The organism is Affinundibacterium baiyunense, from assembly GCF_018139645.1.
GTDB lineage: Bacteria > Pseudomonadota > Gammaproteobacteria > Burkholderiales > Burkholderiaceae_D > Undibacterium > Undibacterium baiyunense.
The window spans coordinates 22,378-45,866 of the sequence record NZ_JAGSPM010000015.1; the positions used below are offsets into that span (position 1 = coordinate 22,378).

The following is a 23,489-nucleotide window of genomic DNA, read 5'->3' on the forward strand; positions in this document are numbered from 1 at the left end:
TAAAATTATTCGGAGTCCACATGACTACATTTGTATTGTTTGGCGGTACTGGCGATCTGGCAAAACGCAAGATCATTCCTGCACTGTACAGCGCGTTCGTCAATGGACGTCTCGACCCCGAATTTAGTTTTATTGGCGCGGCACGTGAAGCCTTAAGCGACGATGACTTCCGTACCCGCGTTGCCGCTAGCATCGAAACCTATGCAGCAAAGGCAAATGGCACGGCCGAGCAATTGGCGGCCTTTTTAGCACTGACTGGCTACGCAAAAATTGATGCAAAAGTGCCAACTGACTTCGACGCATTGAAAGCGCGCGTGAACGCTGACACTACCAAAGCAAAATTATTTTATTTGGCGATCGGCCCGGATATTTTTATTCCCGTGGTTGAGCAATTATCGAAACACGGTCTAGTCGAAGGCAACGCCCGAGTGGTGGTTGAAAAACCTTTGGGTCGTGACGCCAAATCTGCCAAAGAAATCAATACCGCACTGCGCACGTATCTAAACGAAAACCAAATCTATCGTATCGATCATTACCTCGGCAAAGAAATGGTACAAAACTTATTTGCACTACGTTTTGCCAATTCCTTCCTCGAACCTTTGTGGAATCGCAAATGGATACAAGATGTACAAATTTCGATTTCCGAACAAGTCGGGGTGGAAACTCGCGGTGACTTCTACGACAAGACTGGTGCCTTACGCGATATGGTGCAAAACCACTTATTGCAATTGGTGTCTATCGTGGCGATGGAACCGCCAGTCAACGCTAATCCTGATGCGATCCGCGATGAAAAAGTCAAGGTCTTACGCGCTCTACGCAAATTCACAGCCGACGATGTAGCGAAGAAGACCGTACGTGGTCAATACCGCGCTGGCGCAGTCGATGGCAAGCCCGTTATCGGCTATCAACATGAGCCGGGTGTACCTGCTTCTAGCCGCGCTGAAACCTTTGTCGCGATTCGCGCTGAAATTGATAACTGGCGTTGGGCGGGTGTGCCGTTCTACTTACGCACTGGCAAACGTATGGCAAGTCGTTGCGCGGAAATTACGATTAATTTCAAACCAATTCCGTATTCCATTTTCGGTAAAGGTCAAGGTCCATTACGCTCGAATCGTCTAGTTATTACCCTGCAACCAGAAGAAAGCGTGCAATTGTTTATGAAGGCGAAAGAACCAGGTGAAGGCATACGCTTATCCGACGTCGCTTTGAATTTGGATTTTGCGGAAGCATCGAACTTGCGCCGTGTCGAATCTTATGAACGCTTGTTACTCGACGCCTTGCACGGCGATTTGACTTTGTTCGTACGTGACGATGAATTGGGTGCGGCGTGGGAATGGATCGATCCCATCATGTCAGCTTGGGACAATGATGCCGAAGGCTTGAAATCCTATATCGCTGGCAGCTGGGGCCCAGCGGCAGCAAGTTACTTATTAGCGCAACACGGGGCAGCGTGGGGCGAAGAGTATGTGGAAGGCTAAGTAATAATGGAAGGCGTAATCAACTCAAGTACAAGCGCGCAAGCAGCTTACAATAGCAATAGGAATAGCGTTCTCATGGCCAAGCACCAACCCGACAATCAAGCGCAATTTCGCAGCTTTGAGAATTTTACTGAACTCACTCACACATTGGTGAGTGAATGGATGCATTTAATTGACGATGCCAGCCTGAGCAAGCGCCCTGCAGCGTTCGCCTTAGCGGGTGGCTCCACGCCAGCACCAATCTATAGAGAACTCGATCAAGCACTGGCACAACGCGCAACGGCGAATGTACTATTGACCGCTACTGATGAACGCTGGGTGCATGACAATGATCCACAAAGTAATGAAGGTTTGTTCAAGAAATGTTTATCACAAAGTGTCGGTAAACAATGGCATCTAGTCTCCTTAAAAAATGCCGCGAACACGCCGGAAGTAGCGATGGAAGCGATTAACGAGCGCTTACAAAAACAACTCCCAGAATGCTTTAGCGCAGTTTTGTTAGGCATGGGCGCCGACGGCCATATCGCTTCATTATTTCCGGGTGCACCAGTACAAGCCGATGGTTTAGACTGCCTCGCTGCGGTCCATCCGCAAACCCATCAAACACGTATTTCTTTGTCTTTGCCGCGCCTATTACAAACCGAAAAAATCTGGTTGGTGATTACCGGCAATGAAAAACGCGAGGTCTTTGAAAACGCATTGAGCAGTGATCTGCCTATCGGTAATTTATTAAAACAGGCACAATGTCAGATTGAGGTTTTTTGGTGTCCGTAAGCAATGAGTGCTATTTTGAATTCACTACGAAACAGCAATGAAAGCGCGTCCCATAAGCTCGCACTTTCTTTAAACGTATATTCATTTTGACTTGATCAGCAAAACAAATCATAAGAGACAAAAGGTAACCACACCATGGTCAACGTTCTTTCAAATAAAAATACCACGACCAATAATCCACCCGAAAAAGGATTACTAGCGCGCATACGTGTCGCCAGCACAGCATTGAGTCGCGCCGAGCGACAAGTTGCTGATTTTCTACTGCAGAAGCCGCACGATGCACTAGAGATGTCGATACGCGTGTTGGCGCAAGTATGTAATGTGAGTGAACCAACCGTAGCACGCTTTGCTCAATCACTAGGATTTGATGGTTTTAAATCCTTCAAGCTCGCCTTTGCAAAAAGTTTAGCGACTGGCATTCCCTATTTGCATCTCGACGTAAATCAAGCGGATCAAGTGAAAGACGTTTTACCCAAAGTCTTTGATCGCACCATCGCTGCCTTAATGGAAGCGCGGAATAACGCGAATAGCGCGACCTTCGAAGCGGCGGTCAATTTGTTGGCACGTGCTCGTCGGATTGAATGTTATGGCCTTGGTTATTCTGGCGCATTAGCCATTGACGCACAACTCAAATTCTTCCGCTTCGGCATTCCGACCACGGTATTTTGTGATGCCCATTTACAAGCGCAATCGGCGAGCTTACTCAATAGTGATTGCCTCGTCGTCGCCTTCTCTCGCACGGGGCGCACACGCGATTTGATCCGTAGTGTGCAATTAGCAAAAGACACAGGCGCTAAAGTCTTGGTCTTATGTGCGAGCGGTGGCCCCCTCGCCGAATTAGCAGATGTGCATATCAGCGTGGACGTAGAAGAAGATCCTGATATCTATACACCGATGACTTCGCGTTTAGCACATTTGACTTACATTGATGCCTTGGCAGTCGCGGTCACCTTACTACGCGGACCGGCTGCCATTGATATGCTTGAGCGTGCCAAAGCGAGCATTTCTGAAAAACGCCTCGTAACAAAATTGGATGAAATGAACTGAGCATACTCTAACAGATACGCAGTCACGAACTCGATGTCACGAACCCGACGTCATGAATACGATTACAACAAACTCTCGGTGATTATCAAAAAAAACATGCACTAAAACTGTAATTTCTGGCAAGCTATTCACATCAATAAAAAGGAATAGCCGCTTATGACTCAACTTAGTTTGCAGCAGGTTACTGATAACCTCAAAGATCTGCCGACTTTGCCGGCAGTTGTGATGGAGTTGCTGAATAATCTCGAGCAAGAAGACGCAGATATCTCCATCCTCGCAAAAAAAGTTACGCAAGATCTCGCCCTCACAGCCAAGACTTTGCGTTACGCCAATTCACCGTTTTATTCAACCTTAATCAAAGTCACGACTATACAGCAAGCGATTTCCTTACTAGGAATGGAAACCGTCAAACAAATGGTCCTATCAGCCGCCTTATCTGGTTGCTTTCCGGAGAATAATTGCCGAGGCTTTGATCACAAAGCCTTTTGGAAACATTCAAATGGCGTTGCTTTTATCTCCAAATTGATTGCGCGGCGCATGAATTTTAATGAGGATGTTGCATTCACAGCAGGCTTACTGCACGACATCGGACTGCTTGCACTAGTCACATTATTTCCGCAACAGTTTGAAGAAGTCATTGCCTATCGCAAATCAGGCCTCGCAACGCAATTCGAAGCTGAACGAAAAATCTTAGGTATCGACCACTCAGCTGTTGGAGAGGCTTTAGCAGTTGAATGGAATTTTTCTGAAGTAATGAAGAATGCCATCGCTGGACATCATCATCCTGACCAACCTGGTATTGGTTTTTTAGCGTCGATCATTCATGTTGCTGATGGCATTACACATATGCTCAACCATTCAGATGAGCCCGCAACACAAACGATATCGGTATCGGTAGTTTCGTGGAATAGCTTAAATTTAGATCAAGCTTCGCTCGATACCTTAATTGAAGAAGCGAGAATTAAATTTAAGAAATTAGAGCAAACAGATTTGTAGCGACCACTTTGAATCTGCGTGAATGGAATTAATCGTTACGCTGATCTTGTAAAAGTAGCTCTGTCACCATCACAGCCTGTATTTTATCTGTCTTAAAAACGAGGTTCAATTTACGGGTTAATTCATCTTGCAATTCCTGTAGCCCTTCCTTAGTCCGCAAAGTCTCTAAGTCCAAAGAGGTTAGTTCTTTTCTAAATTGCTCGTTCAATGCTGCTTTATTATCTGCAAGCCACTCATCATCGTCTCTACTGACTTGGACACTGACAGATAATCTGGCAACCATACCTTGATCATTGACAATATTTTGCTGTAGCTCAGCATAAGTCGAATTTGAAATATTTCTGTCAGCAACGCGCCCAAGATAGATAAATAACGCCACCCCTGCAAAAAATAGCAATACCACCGATGCCGCAATCATGGCAAATCGATCGGAAGCAACTTTTTTCTTTGGAGGAATCATCTTATTGATTGGCATCGAGTGAAGTCCTTATTAATCAGGCTCTTTATCCGCAGGCTTAGAAACGTTTACCTGAATTTGCTCAGCGTCAAATTGCTGTGGATTTTTACCCGTAAATCCTGCATAAAACTGTTTGATCAAGACCATATCTTCATCAATGTTGCCGCAAGGATAGAACAATTTACCGACGCCGCCAATCTTTTCTTTAAAATCCACGTAGCCTAAACCAAGCGGGACACCCGCACCTTGCGCAATGTAGTAAAACCCAGTTTTCCAACGCGTCACTTTACCGCGCGTACCTTCAGGTGGCACGATCACTAGCAGTTTTTCATTTTGATTGAATGCCTCGATGGTCGCTTCAACCAAATTCCCAGCGCGAGAGCGATCCACAGGAATCCCGCCCAACCAACGCATGATTGCGCCCAAGACAGGTGGAAACAAACTGGACTTCCCCATCCAATAGACATCCAGTCGCAATACAAAACAAATCATCAGTGCAATCGGAAAATCCCAATTACTTGTGTGTGGTGCCGCAATCAAAACACCTTTCTGAATATCTGCAGCAGTATGATCTACGCGCCAACCCAACAAGCGTAAGATCAGCATGGAAATCCAACGCATGAGGGTGTTGATAATTGGCGTCTTAAAGATGGTGAAATGCATAAGGTGATCGCTTTGCAAGCCGAGCGACATTTAAACAATGTTAGAGCAGAAGAAAAAACAGAAAATCATCCAACAAAATGGTTCTTACATCGGTTTATCGTCGTTTGTTACTTGCGGTTTCAAGGTGAGTGTTTTTATGATTTTGTTTTATTTTTCTGCTGCATTGTTTTTGCAGCATTAATTTGGTCAACTACTTTGCAGAATTCAATCTCACCAAACACACGGTGATCAAAAAATACCGCAATTTATTTCTTTGAGATCCAAGACAACAGTTCGTCCCATTGTGCCAAATCTTTTTCCACTTTAGACGGCGCCACATCCCAAAGTGTCGCGCCATGCGCAGCTAATTGAATATAGTTCTGCGTGTCGCGCAAATAGCCTAATACCGGTAGACCGAGTTGTGTGACATAGTGTGCCAACTGATCCGCTGCTTTAGTACGCGCATTCACGCGCATTCCCAATACGCCAACTTCGCACTTCTCATCACGCTTCGCCAGTTTTTTCAAAAAATCCTCGGTCGCCAAGATATCAAACATGGATGCTTGAAGCGGCACAACCACTTTGTGGGCGATTTTTAAAATGGCATCTAGCTTGTTTCCCTTTATGCCCGCAGGAGTATCAATCACGACGTGACTAGTTCCTTTTGGTGGCTTGACGATATTACCGTCAGAGATTTCCCAACCTGTAATCAACGGCAAATGCGCAGGACGCAACGACAACCATGCACGCGAGGAATGTTGAGCATCGGCATCACCAAGCATAACTTGATGGCCTTGTGAGGCAAAGTAACCCGCTAAATTGGTTGAAAAGGTACTCTTACCAACGCCGCCTTTAGGATTCATCACCGCAATTACGAGCATAGCTTTTCCTTATCGAATCAACATAATAGAGCCAAGAAATTCTACCAACCGCAATGCTAGCAATACCGCAACATGTGAAATAAGAAAATCAGGAGTTTTCCCAACTAGGAATTTTCTAAATCAGGTACTAACAAAGCCAAATGTTCTGGCTCCAAATAGCACCATTCCCCCTCTTCCAAGCCCAAGCTAGCCAAAGTTAACTGTCCAATTGCCGTACGTGTTAAAGCAGCGCAGTGATTTCCAGCTGCCGCCAACATACGTTTAACTTGATGGTATTTTCCTTGTTCCAACACAATTTGCAACTGAAATTCAGCAATCTGAACACAGCTTTGCGCTGCTAACGGTGCGGGTTCATCATGTAATTGCACGCCCGATAATAATTTTTGAATGAGTTCGTCGGTCACTGGATCGGCAGTAGTCGCAACATACAACTTGGGAACATGTCTTTTGGGGGATGATTGCGCATGAATAAATGGTCCATCATCCGACATCAATAACATGCCTGTCGTGTCATGATCCAAGCGCCCGACTGGTTGCACATCGCGCCACGCGAGCTGTTCCGGCAATAGAGTTAACACACCAGGATGATGCGAAGGCTTACGCGAACATTCGAAGTTTGCTGGCTTATTCAAACATAAATACACGTGTTCACGATAAGTCCATTCTTCTTCAAAAATGGTAAAAACCAAGCCCTGCGTTTCGATTAGCTCTTTGTAGTTATCGTGCACCACACCGGCAATAGAAACTTCACCGTCCTCAATCAGCTCACGACAATACTTCCGAGTACCGAAGCCTTGCGATTGCAAAACACGGTCAAAGGACAATTTACTCATAGAAAAATGCTCAAAAAATGCAAGCCTGCATTTTACCTGCTAAGGATGACTAGAAGCAAAAAAGCCTGCACATGCAGGCTTTTTTGCGCTGAGAAGATAGCAATCAAGCACTACCCGAAACACCAAACGGGGCATCGACGGCATGACTTTGGCCAGTAAACCATTTTGGCCCTTGCTCTGTCATATAAAAATGATCCTCTAAACGAATGCCAAATTCACCATCAAGACAAATCATTGGTTCATTGCTAAAGCACATACCTGCCGCAAGTGGGGTTTTATTTCCCTTCACCAAATACGTCCACTCATGAATATCAAGTCCAATTCCATGTCCGGTGCGATGTGGCAAACCTGGGGTTTTGTAACCTGGGCCTAGGCCCGCAGCTTCCAAAACTCGACGTGCAGCCGCATCAACTACTTCACATGGGACACCAATTTGAGCCGCCTCAAATGCTGCGGCTTGTGCCGCCTTCTCTAAATCCCACATGCTGCGTTGACGCGCGGTCGGCTCACCAAATACGTAACTACGCGTAATGTCTGAATGATAGCGCTCTACCATGCAGCCAGTATCAATCAGCACCATGTCACCTTCCTTCAAATACTGAACACCGTCAGGGCCATGTGGAATCGAAGTCGGCAAGCCAAAGCTGACGATGCAAAAAGTCGAACTGCTACCACCAAATGCGCGATGTGCTTGATTGATAAAATCTGCTACTTCAGCGGATGAAATGCCTTCGCGCAAAATTTTTGCCGTGCGTCTTTGCACCTCAAGGGTGATGTTTTTTGCTGCCTGCATCAGTGCAATTTCATTCGCCGATTTATGCATACGGCATTCTGCTGTGATCACCATAGCATTGACGATGACATAAGAAGACAAAGCTTGACCCAAGCCATCCGCAATAAAAAACGGCGCGGCTTCATCCAAAGCCACTTTGCCCTGTAAGTTTTCATCCTTAAGAATTTGCGCAACTAAGGTGTAAGGATTTTCATCTTCTTCCCATAAACGAATATCCGCTTGATCACCGAGCGTCTCACGTAATTTTGAATCTTCAAAGGCGGGACTTACAAAGATCAATTTACCGGAGTTAGTCATCACCGCGCCTACTAGACGTTCACTTTGGTACCAAGACAAACCAGTGAAATAATACAAGCTAGTACTCGCGCTTAAGACTAAAGCCGCGATCCCTTGCTGTTGCATCAAAGCGCTTGCTTTGTCGCGTCTTTGTTGACGCTCTTGATTGGTAATTGGACGAACATGTGACAGGTCTTTGACAATGCCAGCCAATTCTGTTGCTGCATTTGAGCCACCAATTGAACGCATAATAGATTTCCTTTGAGTCGATTCAAATTAAAAAACGATAATACAAAAGACTTTAACAAATTATGCCAACTTGGTCTTGTTCCCATGCTGAATAAGCGTGACGAAATCAGCATAACAAAAAAGGCTTGTCATTCTTTTGACAAGCCTTTTTTAGTACGATTTTAGTGCGATTTAAGTACGGTAATTGAAATCAGAAAAGTGACTTCAAATATGCACTCGTATGTTCACTTATGTACACTCTTATGTGCTCACATGCGCGCTTTAATCAAGTTACCGATTTTTTCTATGCCTTCATTGATTTTCTCTGGCGATACCGTAACAAAGCTTAAGCGGAAGGTATTTGTCTCCGCCTCATTTGCATAGAAAGGTCCGCCCGGCACGAATGCCACATTATTTGCGATTGCATCGGCTAACAAATCCTTGCTATGAATATGCTTAGGCAAAGTTGCCCAAATAAACATGCCACCCAGTGGTCGTGTCCATGTCACGCCTTCTGGGAAATGCTTAGTCATTGCTGCCAACATCACGTCACATTGTGCAGAGTAAAAACGACGAATACTTGGGATATGTTGATCCAAGAATCCATCCTTAATCACTTCGTACACTGCCATTTGCGTCAAGGTTGAGGTATGCAAATCCGTTGCTTGTTTAGCTTGCTCTAACTTACGAATCAAAGGTACTGGAGCAACCATATAACCGAGTCGGATACCCGGTGTCAAAATCTTCGAGAATGAACCAAGATAAATCACACCATTGGGATTCATATTTAACAGCTTAGGCAAAGGTTCACCGCTGTAACATAAATCACCGTAAGGATTATCTTCGATCAATGGAATACCCATGCGAGCGCAAGTTTCTACCAATTCTTTACGACGCTCGACCGACAATGTGCGGCCGGTTGGATTTTGGAAGTTAGGCAGAGCGTAAAATAATTTCGCGCCCTCGCCTTTCGCCGCAACGGATGCTGGCACCACGCCGTCGTTATCCATTTCGACCGATACAAATTCAGGGCGATACACAGAGAACGCCTGCAATGCACCAAGGTAGCTTGGCGTTTCTACTAAAATCTTACTACCTTCATCAACCAGCACTTTTGCCAACAAATCCAAGCCTTGCTGCGAGCCGGACACCATCATGATTTGATCAGCGGTGATCGTACAATCTTGCGTAGACAAGGATTTTGCGATGAATTCGCGCAATGGCGCATAACCATCAGTTGTACCGTATTGCAAAGCAGTTTTACCATTTTCCGCTAACACTTTGTCAAATGCTGCACGCATGCGATCAACTGGAAAAGTCTCTGGCGAAGGTAAGCCACCTGCAAAAGAAATCACTTCTGGACGCATCGTTACTTTTAAAATTTCACGAATTGCCGAGCTTTGTAACTGCTCCGCACGTTCAGAAAATTTCCACTCAATTGGTTTTAAATTTTGCAGGCTCATACTTAATTCACTTCAGAAAAAAATTCAACACGATCGATTTGCAATACAGCACAAACAAATTTCTCAGACAAACTAATAGATTCAAGCGATCTCAGCGATCATTTCGATTTCAACACAAGCGCCCAATGGAATTTGCGCCACGCCAAATGCTGAGCGAGCGTGCTTACCTTGTTCACCAAATACTTCACCGATCAACTCAGATGCACCGTTCGTCACTAAATGTTGTTCAGTAAAATCAGCAGTTGAATTTACCAAACTCATTAACTTCACAATGCGTTTAACACGGGTCAAATCACCGCCGCAAGCGTCTTGCAGGGTCGCCAACAAATCAATCGCAATCGCACGTGCTGCCTCTTTGCCTTCTGCGGTTTCCATATTTTTCCCTAATTGCCCAACCCACACTTTGCCGTCTTTTTTCGCGATATGGCCAGACAAAAATACTGTATTTCCAGTTTGCGCATGCATGACATAGGCGGCAGCTGGTGCTGCAACTGCTGGCAATTCAATATTTAACGCTTTTAGTTTTTCATAAACTGACATAAAGATTCCTCAACAAAGTGATTCCGCAACCAAATTCTCTTGTGCGAATAGTTCTCAAACAAAGACAGCCGACATTGTAAGGGGCAAGTACTAACAAGACCACTGGGGAAACGAAAAACAACTCAAATGCACAGAGGTTTCAGCACGCTTTTGAGTGAATCTTGATCAAAACCAAGCAATTCCAACAATTTAAGTATCGAAACTTCATGATTTTTGAATCATCTCTATGCCCAGCGAGTCGCCGTAAATGGTGTGTCGACAAGATTCTGCGATTCACTATCCGGTCACTGAATTTGGCATTTCATTATTTATATTTCATGCTATGCTAACCGCAAAAACCGATACAGTACCAATACAATTAACTAAATAGAATTCACACTGTCACGGCACTTTTACCAATACAGAACCAAAGGCTCACTCATGCGATCTAGCTCTCAACTCACTATCGGCAGTGTCGTCTCTCGTGATTCAGGCGGATCATTGGTAGAGCAAATTGTGCGCTCGGTTGCATGTCGAATTGATGATAAGTTACTTCGAACCGGTTCTCGCATGCCTTCAATTCGACAATTTGCAGATGAACAAAAAGTCTCGCGCTTTACTGTTGTCGAGGCTTATGACCGCCTGGTCGCCAATGGCTATTTAGAATCACGTCGAGGTTCTGGTTTTTTCGTACGTGAACGCGCTTCTTTAATCAATACCAGTCACCATCACACCCAAGAAATCCCCAGCTCACAACAACCCGATGTTGTCTGGTTAGTTCGGAATATGCTGCGGCAATTGCCGCCACAAAAAATGCCTGGGTCTGGTTTATTGCCGCATGAATGGTTAGATGGAGAATTGGTCGCAAATGGTCTGCGCGCGGTGAGTCGTTTAAATCAAAGTTTGCTTTTGCATTACGGCACACAACAAGGATTTTTACCGTTCCGCCAGCAATTACAATTGAAACTGGCAGAGCTTGAAATTGCCGCCGCACCGGAACAAATTGTCACGACCAATGGTGTCACCCAAGCGCTAGATTTAGTCGCGCGCGAATTCACCCAGCCTGGCGATACGATATTTGTCGATGATCCAGCATGGTTTTTAATGTTTGCGACCTTTGCCACGCTGGGCACCAAAGTGATCGGCATTCCGCGCTTGCATGATGGGCCCGACGTCGCCAAATTGGCAGAGTTAGCAGCGCTGCACAAACCCAAGCTGTATATCATTCATTCCGTCTTACACAATCCAACTTCAACCTCGCTATCTGCGGCAAAAGCTTTTCAGGTCTTAAAGACGGCCGAACTACATGATTTTATGATCGTCGAAGACGATATCTATTGCGATATGCATCCGGGCTCAGCAGTGCAAGCTGCCACACGTTTATCCGCGCTAGACCAACTGAATCGCGTTATTTATTTAGGTGGATTTTCAAAAACGCTGGCTGCCAATTTACGCGTCGGCTTTATCGCTACATCGCGTGAAACAGCCATACGTTTAGCTGATCGTAAAATGCTGTCGAGTTTAACCACCAATGAAATTAGTGAACGTGTTGTCCATAAAATTTTATCCGAGGGACATTACCGAAAGCACGTCGATCGTATTCGCAGCAAACTTGATAATGCACGTGACGAAGTAACCAATCGAGTTGAAAAAATCGGTATGCGCGTGCAATATCGTACGCCTGCTGGCATGTTCTTATGGGTCGATACCGGAAAAGACACAATCGCGATGACCGAGCGTGCATTAGAGAAAGGCTTTCTACTAGCACCTGGAAGTCTATTCTCGCCACATCAATTACCATCGACCCATATGCGCTTAAACGTGGCTGCTATGGCAGATTCTGGGGTATGGAATTTCTTAGAAGGCGAACTCAGTTAGCTTTAAAAAAATAGCAAAAAAAAAAATCACAGATAAAACCTAGATTATTGAAAAAGTGAGGTCGTTTCGCTATTAACTAGTTATACAGAAGTGATCGATGTCGATTGTTTCATCACCCTAGTTTCAACATGATTTGCAAGCGGTAAACGTGAAGGTTCGCGATTCAGCAAATCGTCACGCTTATAGTACAGCGCTTCTCTTGGCAACATCCAGCAAATTGACGCAAATTAAGTCTATTAAGTCTAGTTAATGCCCCCTTAAACTGACTTTAAATTTGATTTCACAAATGCGCATTTTACGCTTGCTTTTGCAAGCAATCTGCAATCATTTTATAAACAAGCTAAGTCCACGCAAAAAATCATCCCAATTATTGGCGCTTTACTACGAGAAGCACTGGTTTTAAGCGATAATATCGGGCTAGCAGAGAATAAAAATCGCGCTTCACATCTTGATCTAAGTATTGAGTGCACCGATCATTGATCACTGCTTGAATTTAACCATCACCCAACCAATGACTGACCAAATGGAAATCCAACTTTACGACAATTGGGAACGCTCCCTACGCCCTTTCTCTCCGATTCATCAAGATTGGGTTGGTCTGTATTGTTGCGGTCCGACGGTCTACGACTATGCCCACATCGGCAATTTACGTACTTATTTATTTGAGGACGTGCTGCGCCGCGCACTTGAATTAAATGGCTACAACGTTCGCCATGTCGTCAACATCACCGATGTAGGTCACCTCGTATCGGATGGAGATGATGGTGAAGACAAAATGGAAAAAGGCGCACGACGCACTGGGCAAACTGCTTGGGAAATCGCAGAAAAGTACACTGTTGCGTTCAAAGAAGATATTCAGCGTTTAAATATTCTCGAACCAAAAGTTTGGTGTAAAGCCACTGATCACATCGTCGAGCAAATCGACTTTATCAGTGTAATCGAAGAAAAAGGCTATACCTATCGAACCTCTGATGGCATTTATTTCGACACTTCCAAACAAGACGATTATGGCTATCTAGCGCGTCTCAATCGTGAAGGTTTAGAAGCAGGTAAGCGCGTTGAACTCGGCGAAAAGAAAAGTCCAACTGACTTCGCACTGTGGAAATTTAGCCCAGAAGGCAGCACCCGCCAAATGGAATGGGATAGTCCTTGGGGACGTGGTTTCCCTGGCTGGCATATCGAATGTTCGGCCATGTCCGCGAAGTACTTGGAGCCTTGGTTTGATATTCATTGCGGTGGCGAAGATCATATCGCGATTCATCATAGTAATGAAATCGCCCAGAACCAAGCATGTCATGGCACTCGTCTAGCTAACTTTTGGATGCATGGTTATTTCTTGCAAATCGATGCTGGCAAGATGTCAAAATCGAGTGGTGATTTTCTGCGTCTGCAAACCTTGATCGACGAAAACATCGATCCTCTCGCTTATCGCTGGTTGTGCTTATCCGCACATTATCGCAGTCAACTTAACTTTAGCTGGGATTCCTTAAAAGCTTCACAAACTGGATTAAACCGTTTGCGCGAAACCTATTTCGGCCTGCCTACAGGTGGCACGGTCGATCAAGATTACGCCGCACGATTCAAAGCAGAAGTGAACCAAGACTTGAATCTGCCTAAAGCGATTGCAGTGATGTGGGAAATGCTGAAGTCCAATATCAGTGACGCAAATAAAAAAGCCAGTTTGGATTATTTTGATCAAATGTTAGGTCTGAATTTAGCAGCTTGGGAACCAAAGAAAACGGCTATTCCAGCACATATCTTAGAATTAGTTGAACTACGCAAAGTAGCGCGTCAAAATAAAGTGTGGGCAGAATCAGATCGCTTGCGTGACGCGATTAAGGCAGAAGGCTTTGAGGTTGAAGACACACCAGCCGGCATGGTCGTGAAAGCAGCTTCGTAAATTGTCATTTGATCTGAACTAGAGCGGATCTAGAACTGAACTAGTTCGATCAAAAAAATCGTCTTGAAAACAAAAATGGTGCGAAGAATATATTTTCTTCACACCATTTTTTATTGGGACTTAGTATTGGGACTCATTAATAGTCACCTAGACTTATTTTGTCGGCCTAGATTTATGAAAAACCACAGGACTCAGCACCGTCGATGGTGGTGGCGATTTTAAGATGTGTGGTTTCATCGTTCCCATCACATGCATTTCGCACGGTTTGCAATCAAAGCGCAAAGTGATTTTTTCATCGCCATTAATCAAAGTCATCGGTTCTGCTTTCACTTGTCCCTGCACACCCGTCACACCCTTCGCCTGCTTAGGGCATAAGTTAAACGAGAAACGCAAACAATGCTTGGTAATCATAACCGGCACTTCACCCGCTTCTTGGTGCGCTTCATAAGCAGCCGCAATCAATTGCACGCCATGCTTTTTATAGAATTGGCTGGCTTTCTGGTTATAGACGTTTGCCAAGTAAGTTAGTGTTGTCTCTGGATATGCAACTGGCGGCTCCTCAGCCTCCGCGCGTAATGGCCGTTGCCATGCATGAACGCGCATTTGTTCATGCGCACTGACAGCGTCGCGTCGCAATGCATTGATTACTGAAGTTGGAACAAACCACGGCTGACTTAAATTCACATTCAATTGTTCTAGGTAAAACATTGAAGCACCCAACTTTGCGAGGTTTTCACGCAAGCTTGCATCCACCTTTTCCGCTTGCTGCGCAGCTTCTAATTTGATGGCGACCGAAGTACTGCTGGTGACACCGTCAGCATCAGACAAACTCAACACTAAGCCATGCTCATGGTCACTCAAGGTCATCCATAAACCGACTTTGCGATCTGATGACTTTTTGGTCAATGCCATTTCCCATTGTTGATCGCGGTTTCGTTGTACCGACATGCCAACTTTTAGGCTCGCAAATTCGGCCATTTTCTCATTTGGATAGACGCGCCAAATAGTGCCATTCTCGTTGGTTTGCTTCTTTTCTACGGTATTTGCATGAACGCCTACAACCTCGCGTTTATGCATGTAGTTTAATCCATCGCCATTGGCTAAATCTTCATTGGTTTCTAATTCAAACCAATCTGGTCCCAAACGCGTGACATAACCTATGTGTAATCCGACAAACTTCGGAGAGTCAAACGCGCCAATATTATCTAGGCGACCATTCGCAAAATAATCGGTATGACCACGATGAAAGGTCTTATCAACATTTGGCGTAAATGCGATCTGCGTGCGTCCGCTAGAAGCCCGATAAAACTCGGGGCGACGTTCTAGGATTTCGTCTAATAGCAGGCGATAATGGGCTGTAATATTTTTCACATAGCCCATATCTTTGTAACGCCCTTCAATCTTTAAGGATTGAATACCGGCATCCAATAATGCTTCTAGATTCGCACTCTGGTCGTTATCTTTCATCGATAACAAATGCTTATCGTACGCTACTACACGACCTTCGCTATCGGTTAAGGTGTAAGGCAAGCGACAAGCCTGCGAACAATCGCCACGATTCGCACTACGACCATCTTTTGCATGTGAGATATAGCATTGACCTGAGTAAGCAACACACAAAGCGCCATGCACAAAATATTCAAGTGGCGTGTTGGTTTGTGCCTTGATCGCTTTAATCTGCGCTATCGTTAATTCACGTGCCAACACCAATTGTGAAAAACCAGAAGCACCGAGAAAATGCGCCTTGGCTGGCGTGCGAATATCGCATTGTGTACTCGCGTGAATTTGAATCGGTGGAATATCTAGTTCCATCACGCCCATGTCTTGTACGATCAAGGCATCGACGCCAGCATCATAGAATTGCCCGATCAATTTTTGCGCTGGTTCTAACTCGCTGTCGTGCAAAATCGTGTTGAGTGTGACGAAAATTCTCGCATGATAGCGATGTGCAAATTCAACCAATTTAGCGATATCGCTAATTTCATTACTTGCGTTGTGGCGCGCACCAAAGGACGGGCCGCCAATGTAGACCGCATCTGCACCATGTAATATTGCCTCTCGACCGATTTCGACGGTCTTTGCTGGCGAGAGTAATTCAATTTCATTAATACGTAAGGTCATGGCAACACCCACATGTAGGCAAACATGCGAATAAAAGAAAGGGGTGGATTATAACGAAAAGCCTGATGCCACGCTTGTTTTGGGCGCGATAGTTAAGATTCTGCTTGTTGATTTAACCACGCTTGCGCTTCCTGCAGCGTCGTTTCCAATATAGCTTGCACTTCTATAAATAAGCGTTCAACTTCTGCTTCTTGCTCGGCCAAAATGGCGGATTCAATTTGTCGCGAAGCTTCTACAAAAGCGCCTGCGCCCAAAGTCCCCATCGATCCGCGCATGGTATGGAACACACGCGCAGCATCTTCAACCCTACGCTCACTCCAAGCCTTCCATCCAGAGTCAAATTGTTCTGGCCCTCTTTTCAGCATGTTTTGAATCAAGCCGATAAAAGTACTGCGATAGGCAGGATTGCCCTCGCAAAAAGCCATAAAACGATTCGGATCAAAATACCTTGGTGATTCTGCTGAGGAATCTGACGCATCTGGCAACAATGTATCTGCCTCTGTTTCGCTATTACGCCGAACTTCAAACCCCTTCGCCCGCAAATACCGTTCTAATGCTGATTGCAATTCCGCGCTTTCCAGCGGTTTGCTTACATAATCATTCATTCCTGCTTGCAAGCAAATCTCTTTGTCGCCATGCATTGCTGCGGCTGTAACGGCAATGATTTGCGGTTGGTGGATTTGCGCACTGCGCACGATCTTAGTACTTTCTAGACCATCTAAAATCGGCATGTGTAAATCCATCCACACCACATCAAATGCTTGCTTTTTCGCATCAGCCGCCAATATTTGATCGACTGCGTCACGCCCATCGACGGCACTAGCTGTCTGATAACCTAAGCGCTCCAACATCATGCCAGCCACTTTGCGATTGGTCGGGTTATCATCGACCACCAACATACGCAGCGGGAAGCGATTACCCAAACTAGGAATCCCCTGACGCCTCTCTTGTTCTTGCTCACGCTTTAATTTACCCATTTGTTTTGACACAAACAGTAATTGCAACAAGGCTTCGGTCAAATGCGATTCACGCACAGGTTTTAATAAACAAGCTGGATCAGCTGCACCAAGATTAAGTTTGTGGTTGACATGCAAATCAGCTTGCATCGTCAAAGCTAACACAGGAACCTGCGCCAACTTATCAGAACTTTGCATTAGTTGATGTAATTCTGGAAGTGTCATCGGACTATGTTCTACATCAATCACAATCAAGTCCAAGTCCAGCGCTGCCGCTTTTAAATGGGAAGTTATCTGCGTTGCGTCAGAAACGACTGTCACATCCATTTGATAATCAAGCAATCGTTGACGCATGATGCGGCTGCTAGTCGCACTTTGGTCTATCAAAAGCACTCTTTTACCAATTACTGATTTCAATTGCTCACGCGCAGCCATATCACTGGTATTTGGATTCACCGTCGCTTCATCAAAGAACGCTTCTGCTTGTAACCGCGCTGTGAAAATACTACCTTTTCCTTCTTCGCTTTGTAAGCGGATTCCGCCGCCCATTAATTCGGCTAAACGACGACTAATTGCCAAACCAAGTCCCGTCCCCCCGTACTTACGCGTGGTTGCAGCATCGATTTGGGTAAAAGCCGTAAACAAATGATCGATTCGATCGGCCGGGATACCAATGCCGGTGTCCTTTACATGAATCTCCCACAAGTCTGTCTTTGCTGGATCAGCGACTGCCTTACTCACTTGCACAGTGACTTCGCCGCTATCAGTGAATTTCACTGCATTACTCAATAAATTGAGAACAATCTGTCGCACGCGCGTGATATCGCCCAAGATAAACTTAGGCACATCCGCGTCAAACTCATACAACAACTCGAGCTGCTTTTGATTCGCAATATTGGCGAGCAAAGCAAGACAGTCTTCTATCATCTGCTGCAAAGAAAATGGCTCGCACTCTAAAGTCATTTTCCCCGATTCGATTTTTGAAAAATCTAAAATATCGTTAATAATCGTCAACAAGGCATTTCCTGAATTTCGCATGGTGTTGACGTAATCTTGTTGCTCAGTAGTCAACGAAGTGCTTGCTAACAAATCAGCCATGCCGATCACGCCGTTCATTGGTGTTCTTATTTCGTGACTCATGGTAGCTAAGAATGCTGCTTTCGCGCTTGCTGCTTGTAAGGCTTGCTCTGTCTGATGTTCAAGATCGATCGTTCTATCACGCACACGTTGCTCCAACTCGGCGTTTTGTAGCAGCAAGGCATCACGTGACTGTTGCAGCGCGTCCGCAGCATGCCTTAATTCATCACTAATTTGTTGGAATTCAACGAAGTTTGTCTGTATCTGCTCGCTATCGAGCTGTCCAGTACGTCCGAGCTTCAGGGCTGCGCCAGCAACTGCCGAAATCGTTTTGTTTAAACGGCTCGCAAAAAAAATGCCCAAAATGGAAGCAAGCACTGCCAACCCCAACGCAATCATCAATGTTCTTTGCGCTCGCTGCTTAATCACATAATTGAAATCATCAGCTGGTGCAGCAATCACCAATCGCCAATCTGGAAAATTCACATCCTCTTGTTGGTGCTTCACCAGCGCATTTGAAGTAACACTTCCGCCTTGATTCAAGACCAAAGCATGCGCAAGATACTGCTGGTCGTTTAAATCAAATTGAAAGCTTTCACAGACTCCAGTTTGCAAACAAGGGTGCGCGACCTTTGCAGTGCTCTTATCCGCGCTATTGCGTGCCAAAATTGTTGTGCGTGCAGGTAATTTTTTTAATGCTGCACGTATTACAGCTGAACTCACATCAGCATTCGCTGCACCGTTCACTTCCAATAAGTGATTGTCAACCGAAGTTGCCACAACCTCGCCACGCTTATCAACGATAAAAGCTAGTGCATTGGGACTCACTTCCAGATTACGCAACGAAGTGCCTAATAATTTGAATGACACATCCAATGCGAGTACGCCGATAATTTCTTTTTTCTTATTGCGCACGACAGTGGAGTGTGCAACTTGTAATTGCTTGCCAGAAAAAGATTGATAGACATCCGTCCAGGCACGTCGATCTAAGCCTTGACCTGTGTTATCTGCAGCTGCTATCGCGGAGGTAAACCAAGGTCTTGAGTTCGGAACATACACTTGCTGTTCTACGTGCTTTAAGTTGCGTCTATCAAGAGGATAATAACTAAGGAAATGTTGGCGTAAATCAGTGTCCTTATGTTGCACCAAAATTTCAGGCGCAGCATCTTCATCATAGACATTAATCGCACGATACCCCCCTGCGATCGGCGCAAAAGCAATAAATTTCACTAAGCGTGTACTGTGCATCGCGCTCCAAGCTACTTCTTCAAAGCGATCAAGGCTGGTGAAATTTTCTGGATCAGGTTGCGCTTTTTTTGCGCCACCAAACTGAGAGAAGTAATTGAAAAGACGCGTGGGCTCTGCCAAATCAGCATCGGCCGCATCGCTAGCGCGCAAGCTCGCTTGTATCATCACGGCTTTGGCCGCATCCAATGTCACTTGTTGCGCAGCACGATAGCCAAACCAAGTGATCAGAAGTGCTGGCAGTAAAACTAATACACCAATTGCCAATGGTAGAAATAATTTTAAATGGACTTTCTTCACACCGGATGTTTCCCAATTTAGGTCAGGCCACCGAGAGATTCTCGATGGAAACAAATTGAGTATCCAAGTTGAAAAAGCTAGTGTCAATCACTTTTGCATCAGTAACTAGATCGAGTATGAATTCAGCTAACTTACCAATAAGAAAACGTTGAATTTAAGCTACAAAATCATCCTGACTCAAAGATTTGCGCCTGCATCACCACAAGCCGCAAATTAAACAAAAAAAACAGCCGAACTTGTTATCTGTTCGGCTGTTTTTCAATTATCAGAACTTAATAGTGCTAGCTAGTGCTAACGACACAGCTACGAAGACCAACAAACTCTACGTAAAATTTGTAGCGTTATTACAATTTATGACCATTGAACGTGCCTTGACCAGCATGATCACCATCAAACTGCCACATACCGACCACTGCACCGGTTTTCAAATCGACGTTACCCATAAACTTGGCGTTCCCTGCTTTGCCGCTTCCCGCCAAATGCATCTCACCTTCAGCGCTGACCGTACCAGAAACATTAAAGTTAAAGTTGTACTTGGTTGATTTGCCCATCCCTGTTACGCTGCCATTCTTGTTGATCATTACGTTGACGCTACCTTCATCATCGCCGGCAAATTTGACACTATACATGCCAACCAAACCCGGAGTAGATGCGCTAGGCGAGGATTGCACGGTTGGAGCAGGAGCAGCTGGTTGCGCATATTGCTGCGCTGCCACTTGTGAAGGCGGCGTTGCTTGAATTGAATTCGCTGCATTATTTTTCGAGGCTTGAGAAGTAGCTTGAATCAATTGGTCTTTATTTCTAACGGTTTGAACGATCTTGTTGTAATTATCGAGCAAACTGGCCGCAATTAACTTTCCTTCTGGCGTTTTGCTATAACCACCCGCACTCGCCCAACCAAAGCCGCCCCATCCCCAACCACCTAAACTAAAATCCATCTTACTTGCTTGGCCTTCGGCACTCGCCACTTGAATACCTGAACGTACATCCGCCAATAACAGTGTGGTTTCAGCTTCTTTAAATTTCACGCCACCCGCCAAGCCGCCTAAAGCGCCGAGCGCGCCACCAAACCGTCCGAGCAAACCACCTACCGCACCGCCAACACCACCTGTATCACTTGCAAACTGTACCGATGGCGTCATCACAAAATCCGCTGCTTGCAATTGTCCACCGCCGACATTCGAACCTTGCTGCAACTGACCCGCAGAAGCTAACTCGCGTTCTTGACGAATATTTTGCATCGCTACGCCACGCTCGACTACGGTGAAGCATCCCGACTCTTCAACGATCATACGCAACATCGTCGATGGTGAACCGAGCTTGTAAGTGGAGAGTGAGGCCAACATATGACTCTGCGGTTCCACCACCGCTAAGGTCCCTAAATTTTTGCTACATTTCTCAATCGCTCCTTTTTGTATGCTTTGCGCCTGTGCATACTCTGTCACAGTCAAACCAACTACAAGTGAAGCGGCAATCATCGAGAAGTGTGGGTATTTCATTATCGGCGTCCTTTAGCTTTAAAATGATCGATCAAATATATCGAGTATTGTAAAAAATCAAAGGCGTAAGTATATCTTAAACAAACGCCAATACCGTTCAATCTCCGACCAGAGGTCGACTTCGGGCGATAGCAGTCACGCCATCAGTAAGAGATACAAAAAATGGGTGAATAATTTTCTTATTCACCCATTTACTGTCTTTTGCAACCAAGAATAGTCAAAATACTCATTTACCTATTTGCCTACTTAACTACTTGACAGCTCTCGCCAGTCGCGCCTTCGCTTGTACATCGGCAATCCAAGCTTCGATTTGCGGTTCATGTCTCAACAGCTTTGCGGCGGGATCAATCGTGAAAGTAGCATGTGCGGGTAGTTGTATTTGCCCCTTTCCCTTCTCCATCGCAACACGCACGATCTTATTGTTGATGCTTACTTCGACCGGTAAAGGAAACTCACTACCATCGGGCAATTTCCACTCCAGCTTCAACACATTTCCATCGCGCTTGGACAAAAGTTCTGGCAATGCGGCATGCATCAAATAGCCTTTGAAAAACCAATTCCATTCTTTCTTGGTGATCTGGTTCACGATCTGAATAAACTCTTTGGTCGTGCTGTAACGCGGTGAAAAATTACCAGGTTTAGGGTCATTGCGACCATAAATCAATAAACGTACTGCTTTGAAAAATGCGTCATCACCAATTTGTCCGCGTAAGGTGTGCAAGATATGCGAACCTTTAAAGTACACGTCATTGCCCGGACCATTCGCAACCTCTTTTTCACTCATGGAACGACCAGTTACCATCGGAAATTTATTTACAATGCGTAAGCGCTGCTCATGCATACCGACCTGATAATCACGCTCACCGCGTAAGTACTGCAAATACAAAGGTTGCATGTACGAGGCAAAACCTTCATGCAACCAAAAGTCATCCCAATTCTGGTTAGTCATTTGATTGCCAAACCATTCGTGTGCAAACTCATGATGCAATAACCAATCGTATCCGTGCGGCGACTTTTTATACTCATTGCCATACGCATTGATCGTCTGGTGTTCCATCCCAAGATGCGGTGTTTCGACAACGCCCATCTTTTCATCACCAAAAGGATATGGACCAAATTTGCTTTCAAAGAAATCTAGCATTGGTGCAAATTCGCTCATCAGATGTTTGGCTTTTTCTTGATTACCAGGCAAATGCCACATCTTTAAAGCAATTCGATTACCAAAGCGACTTTGGTAACTATCTTCAAGCAATTCATACGGTCCCACGTTCATCGCGATTCCATAAGTACTTGGATGCTTAATTTGCCAATGGTAGGTGCGCCAACCGTCTTTTTCGTCCATGCCCTGCGCAATACCGTTACCAGCAACCACCAATGGCGAAGGAACGATAATGTGCAGACGCATTAATTTAGGTTTCCCCATCGGGTGGTCAATGCAGGGCCAAAACAAATCGCAGCCCTCGCCTTGTACCGCTGAAGCAATCCAAGGTGCGCCGCTCGCAGTTTGACTCCAAACAAAGCCGCCATCCCAAGGAGCACGCTTGGCGATACGTGGCACACCTTGATAACGAATACTTACCTCGGCAATCTCACCTTTCTGCAAAGGTTGGGTCAGACTTAAGAACAAACGTCCTTCTGGATTACTAATCGCTTCGTTTGCTAAGGCTTTACCATTCACACTCACCGACTCGATCCTCAGATTTTTGTCGAGCTCTAACACCAGACGTTTTAGTTCTGCATTAGCTTTGAAGCTCAACACCGCATTACCACTGACACTGCGTGTTTGTGGATCAAGCTTCAAACTCAAATCAGCGTTCTCAAATAGCATCGCCAATTGTTCTGGAGTACGTTCCGTTCCCGAACTCATGGTAAATGCGGTCGGTTCAGAAGATGCTGGCAACGTCGCCTGCGCTTGAGATTGCGCTTGTGCGAGACCACTAAACGCTAAAGTCAGCGCAAAAGATAAAGTAGAAAGTTTCATAATTAGGAATTAAGTAGGAATCAAATCGGCGTCAAACGGAAATCATCAATGAAAAATTACAAGCTAATAACAAACTAAGCAAACAAACGACATCAGCACTCAGAGTACATAACGCTTGTGCTGCAATAGACATGTATCAGCTTCA

Annotated in this window: 17 protein-coding genes; 6 read left to right on the plus strand and 11 right to left on the minus strand. The window is 45.2% G+C overall.

The features are described 5' to 3' along the window. The first annotated feature begins 20 nt into the window (after window positions 1–20). The 4 genes from zwf (at window position 21) to KDM92_RS17365 (ending at window position 4,295) form a co-directional block, all read left to right on the plus strand. Window positions 21–1,478, plus strand: coding sequence for a glucose-6-phosphate dehydrogenase (zwf, locus tag KDM92_RS17350; RefSeq protein ID WP_212674280.1), 1,458 nt, complete (start codon window positions 21–23; stop codon window positions 1,476–1,478). 75 nt (window positions 1,479–1,553) lie between these two features. After that, complete coding sequence (pgl, locus tag KDM92_RS17355) at window positions 1,554–2,252, plus strand: 6-phosphogluconolactonase (RefSeq protein WP_212685644.1); 699 nt, start codon at window positions 1,554–1,556, stop codon at window positions 2,250–2,252. Between the two features lie 135 nt (window positions 2,253–2,387). Further along, on the plus strand, window positions 2,388–3,299 hold the full coding sequence (locus KDM92_RS17360; protein WP_212685645.1) for an SIS domain-containing protein: 912 nt from the start codon (window positions 2,388–2,390) through the stop codon (window positions 3,297–3,299). A 156-nt stretch (window positions 3,300–3,455) separates the two neighbouring features. Continuing rightward, window positions 3,456–4,295, plus strand: coding sequence for an HDOD domain-containing protein (locus KDM92_RS17365; RefSeq protein WP_212685646.1), 840 nt, complete (start codon window positions 3,456–3,458; stop codon window positions 4,293–4,295). Between the two features lie 28 nt (window positions 4,296–4,323). Here the strand turns inward: KDM92_RS17365 and KDM92_RS17370 are convergent, their stop codons facing one another. The 7 genes from KDM92_RS17370 to KDM92_RS17400 all read right to left on the minus strand — a co-directional run bounded on the left by KDM92_RS17370 (window position 4,324) and on the right by KDM92_RS17400 (window position 10,408). After that, window positions 4,324–4,770, minus strand: coding sequence for a flagellar basal body-associated FliL family protein (locus tag KDM92_RS17370; protein ID WP_212685647.1), 447 nt, complete (start codon window positions 4,768–4,770; stop codon window positions 4,324–4,326). 15 nt (window positions 4,771–4,785) lie between these two features. Then, the gene (locus KDM92_RS17375) at window positions 4,786–5,415 is read right to left on the minus strand and encodes a lysophospholipid acyltransferase family protein (RefSeq protein WP_212685648.1); all 630 of its coding nucleotides are present in this window, start codon (window positions 5,413–5,415) and stop codon (window positions 4,786–4,788) included. 245 nt (window positions 5,416–5,660) lie between these two features. Then, window positions 5,661–6,275, minus strand: coding sequence for a ParA family protein (locus KDM92_RS17380; RefSeq protein ID WP_212685649.1), 615 nt, complete (start codon window positions 6,273–6,275; stop codon window positions 5,661–5,663). A 104-nt stretch (window positions 6,276–6,379) separates the two neighbouring features. After that, the gene (locus tag KDM92_RS17385) at window positions 6,380–7,108 is read right to left on the minus strand and encodes a pseudouridine synthase (RefSeq protein WP_212685650.1); all 729 of its coding nucleotides are present in this window, start codon (window positions 7,106–7,108) and stop codon (window positions 6,380–6,382) included. Window positions 7,109–7,211: 103 nt separating this feature from the next. Next, window positions 7,212–8,426 (minus strand): M24 family metallopeptidase, encoded by a 1,215-nt coding sequence (locus KDM92_RS17390; RefSeq protein WP_212685651.1) that lies wholly within the window; start codon window positions 8,424–8,426, stop codon window positions 7,212–7,214. A gap of 248 nt (window positions 8,427–8,674) precedes the next feature. Next, window positions 8,675–9,868, minus strand: coding sequence for an aminotransferase-like domain-containing protein (locus KDM92_RS17395; protein WP_212685652.1), 1,194 nt, complete (start codon window positions 9,866–9,868; stop codon window positions 8,675–8,677). Between the two features lie 81 nt (window positions 9,869–9,949). Further along, entirely contained in the window at window positions 9,950–10,408 is a 459-nt protein-coding gene (locus KDM92_RS17400) for a RidA family protein (protein WP_186890155.1), read from the minus strand. Window positions 10,409–10,828: 420 nt separating this feature from the next. Here KDM92_RS17400 and KDM92_RS17405 point away from each other — a divergent pair, with 420 nt between their 5' ends. Beyond that, window positions 10,829–12,265: an aminotransferase-like domain-containing protein gene (locus KDM92_RS17405; protein WP_212685653.1), complete on the plus strand. Its 1,437-nt coding sequence runs from the start codon at window positions 10,829–10,831 to the stop codon at window positions 12,263–12,265. Window positions 12,266–12,788: 523 nt separating this feature from the next. After that, window positions 12,789–14,165: a cysteine--tRNA ligase gene (gene cysS / locus KDM92_RS17410; protein WP_212685665.1), complete on the plus strand. Its 1,377-nt coding sequence runs from the start codon at window positions 12,789–12,791 to the stop codon at window positions 14,163–14,165. A 153-nt stretch (window positions 14,166–14,318) separates the two neighbouring features. Here cysS and KDM92_RS17415 read toward each other — a convergent pair whose 3' ends face one another. The 4 genes from KDM92_RS17415 to KDM92_RS17430 all read right to left on the minus strand — a co-directional run bounded on the left by KDM92_RS17415 (window position 14,319) and on the right by KDM92_RS17430 (window position 23,344). Continuing rightward, complete coding sequence (locus KDM92_RS17415) at window positions 14,319–16,286, minus strand: peptidase U32 family protein (RefSeq protein ID WP_212685654.1); 1,968 nt, start codon at window positions 16,284–16,286, stop codon at window positions 14,319–14,321. A 92-nt stretch (window positions 16,287–16,378) separates the two neighbouring features. Next, a complete protein-coding gene (locus KDM92_RS18675) occupies window positions 16,379–19,864 on the minus strand; it encodes a response regulator (RefSeq protein ID WP_212685655.1) in 3,486 nt (1,161 codons plus the stop codon). 344 nt (window positions 19,865–20,208) lie between these two features. Further along, a complete protein-coding gene (locus KDM92_RS17425) occupies window positions 20,209–21,363 on the minus strand; it encodes a CsgG/HfaB family protein (RefSeq protein WP_212685656.1) in 1,155 nt (384 codons plus the stop codon). A 250-nt stretch (window positions 21,364–21,613) separates the two neighbouring features. Then, window positions 21,614–23,344, minus strand: a complete 1,731-nt coding sequence (locus KDM92_RS17430) for a M1 family metallopeptidase (protein WP_212685657.1) — start codon at window positions 23,342–23,344, stop codon at window positions 21,614–21,616. Window positions 23,345–23,489: the final 145 nt, after the last annotated feature.

Bases quoted from the DNA above. Each gene is read 5' to 3' on its own strand.
- KDM92_RS17380 (WP_212685649.1), bottom strand. From the start codon at position 6,275: ATGCTCGTAATTGCGGTGATGAATCCTAAAGGCGGCGTTGGTAAGAGT.
- KDM92_RS17405 (WP_212685653.1), top strand. From the start codon at position 10,829: ATGCGATCTAGCTCTCAACTCACTATCGGCAGTGTCGTCTCTCGTGAT.
- KDM92_RS17430 (WP_212685657.1), bottom strand. From the start codon at position 23,344: ATGAAACTTTCTACTTTATCTTTTGCGCTGACTTTAGCGTTTAGTGGT.
- KDM92_RS17385 (WP_212685650.1), bottom strand. From the start codon at position 7,108: ATGAGTAAATTGTCCTTTGACCGTGTTTTGCAATCGCAAGGCTTCGGT.
- KDM92_RS17375 (WP_212685648.1), bottom strand. From the start codon at position 5,415: ATGCATTTCACCATCTTTAAGACGCCAATTATCAACACCCTCATGCGT.
- KDM92_RS17370 (WP_212685647.1), bottom strand. From the start codon at position 4,770: ATGCCAATCAATAAGATGATTCCTCCAAAGAAAAAAGTTGCTTCCGAT.
- KDM92_RS17390 (WP_212685651.1), bottom strand. From the start codon at position 8,426: ATGCGTTCAATTGGTGGCTCAAATGCAGCAACAGAATTGGCTGGCATT.
- KDM92_RS17425 (WP_212685656.1), bottom strand. From the start codon at position 21,363: ATGAAATACCCACACTTCTCGATGATTGCCGCTTCACTTGTAGTTGGT.
- KDM92_RS17360 (WP_212685645.1), top strand. From the start codon at position 2,388: ATGGTCAACGTTCTTTCAAATAAAAATACCACGACCAATAATCCACCC.
- cysS (WP_212685665.1), top strand. From the start codon at position 12,789: ATGGAAATCCAACTTTACGACAATTGGGAACGCTCCCTACGCCCTTTC.
- pgl (WP_212685644.1), top strand. From the start codon at position 1,554: ATGGCCAAGCACCAACCCGACAATCAAGCGCAATTTCGCAGCTTTGAG.
- KDM92_RS17400 (WP_186890155.1), bottom strand. From the start codon at position 10,408: ATGTCAGTTTATGAAAAACTAAAAGCGTTAAATATTGAATTGCCAGCA.
- zwf (WP_212674280.1), top strand. From the start codon at position 21: ATGACTACATTTGTATTGTTTGGCGGTACTGGCGATCTGGCAAAACGC.
- KDM92_RS17395 (WP_212685652.1), bottom strand. From the start codon at position 9,868: ATGAGCCTGCAAAATTTAAAACCAATTGAGTGGAAATTTTCTGAACGT.
- KDM92_RS17365 (WP_212685646.1), top strand. From the start codon at position 3,456: ATGACTCAACTTAGTTTGCAGCAGGTTACTGATAACCTCAAAGATCTG.
- KDM92_RS17415 (WP_212685654.1), bottom strand. From the start codon at position 16,286: ATGACCTTACGTATTAATGAAATTGAATTACTCTCGCCAGCAAAGACC.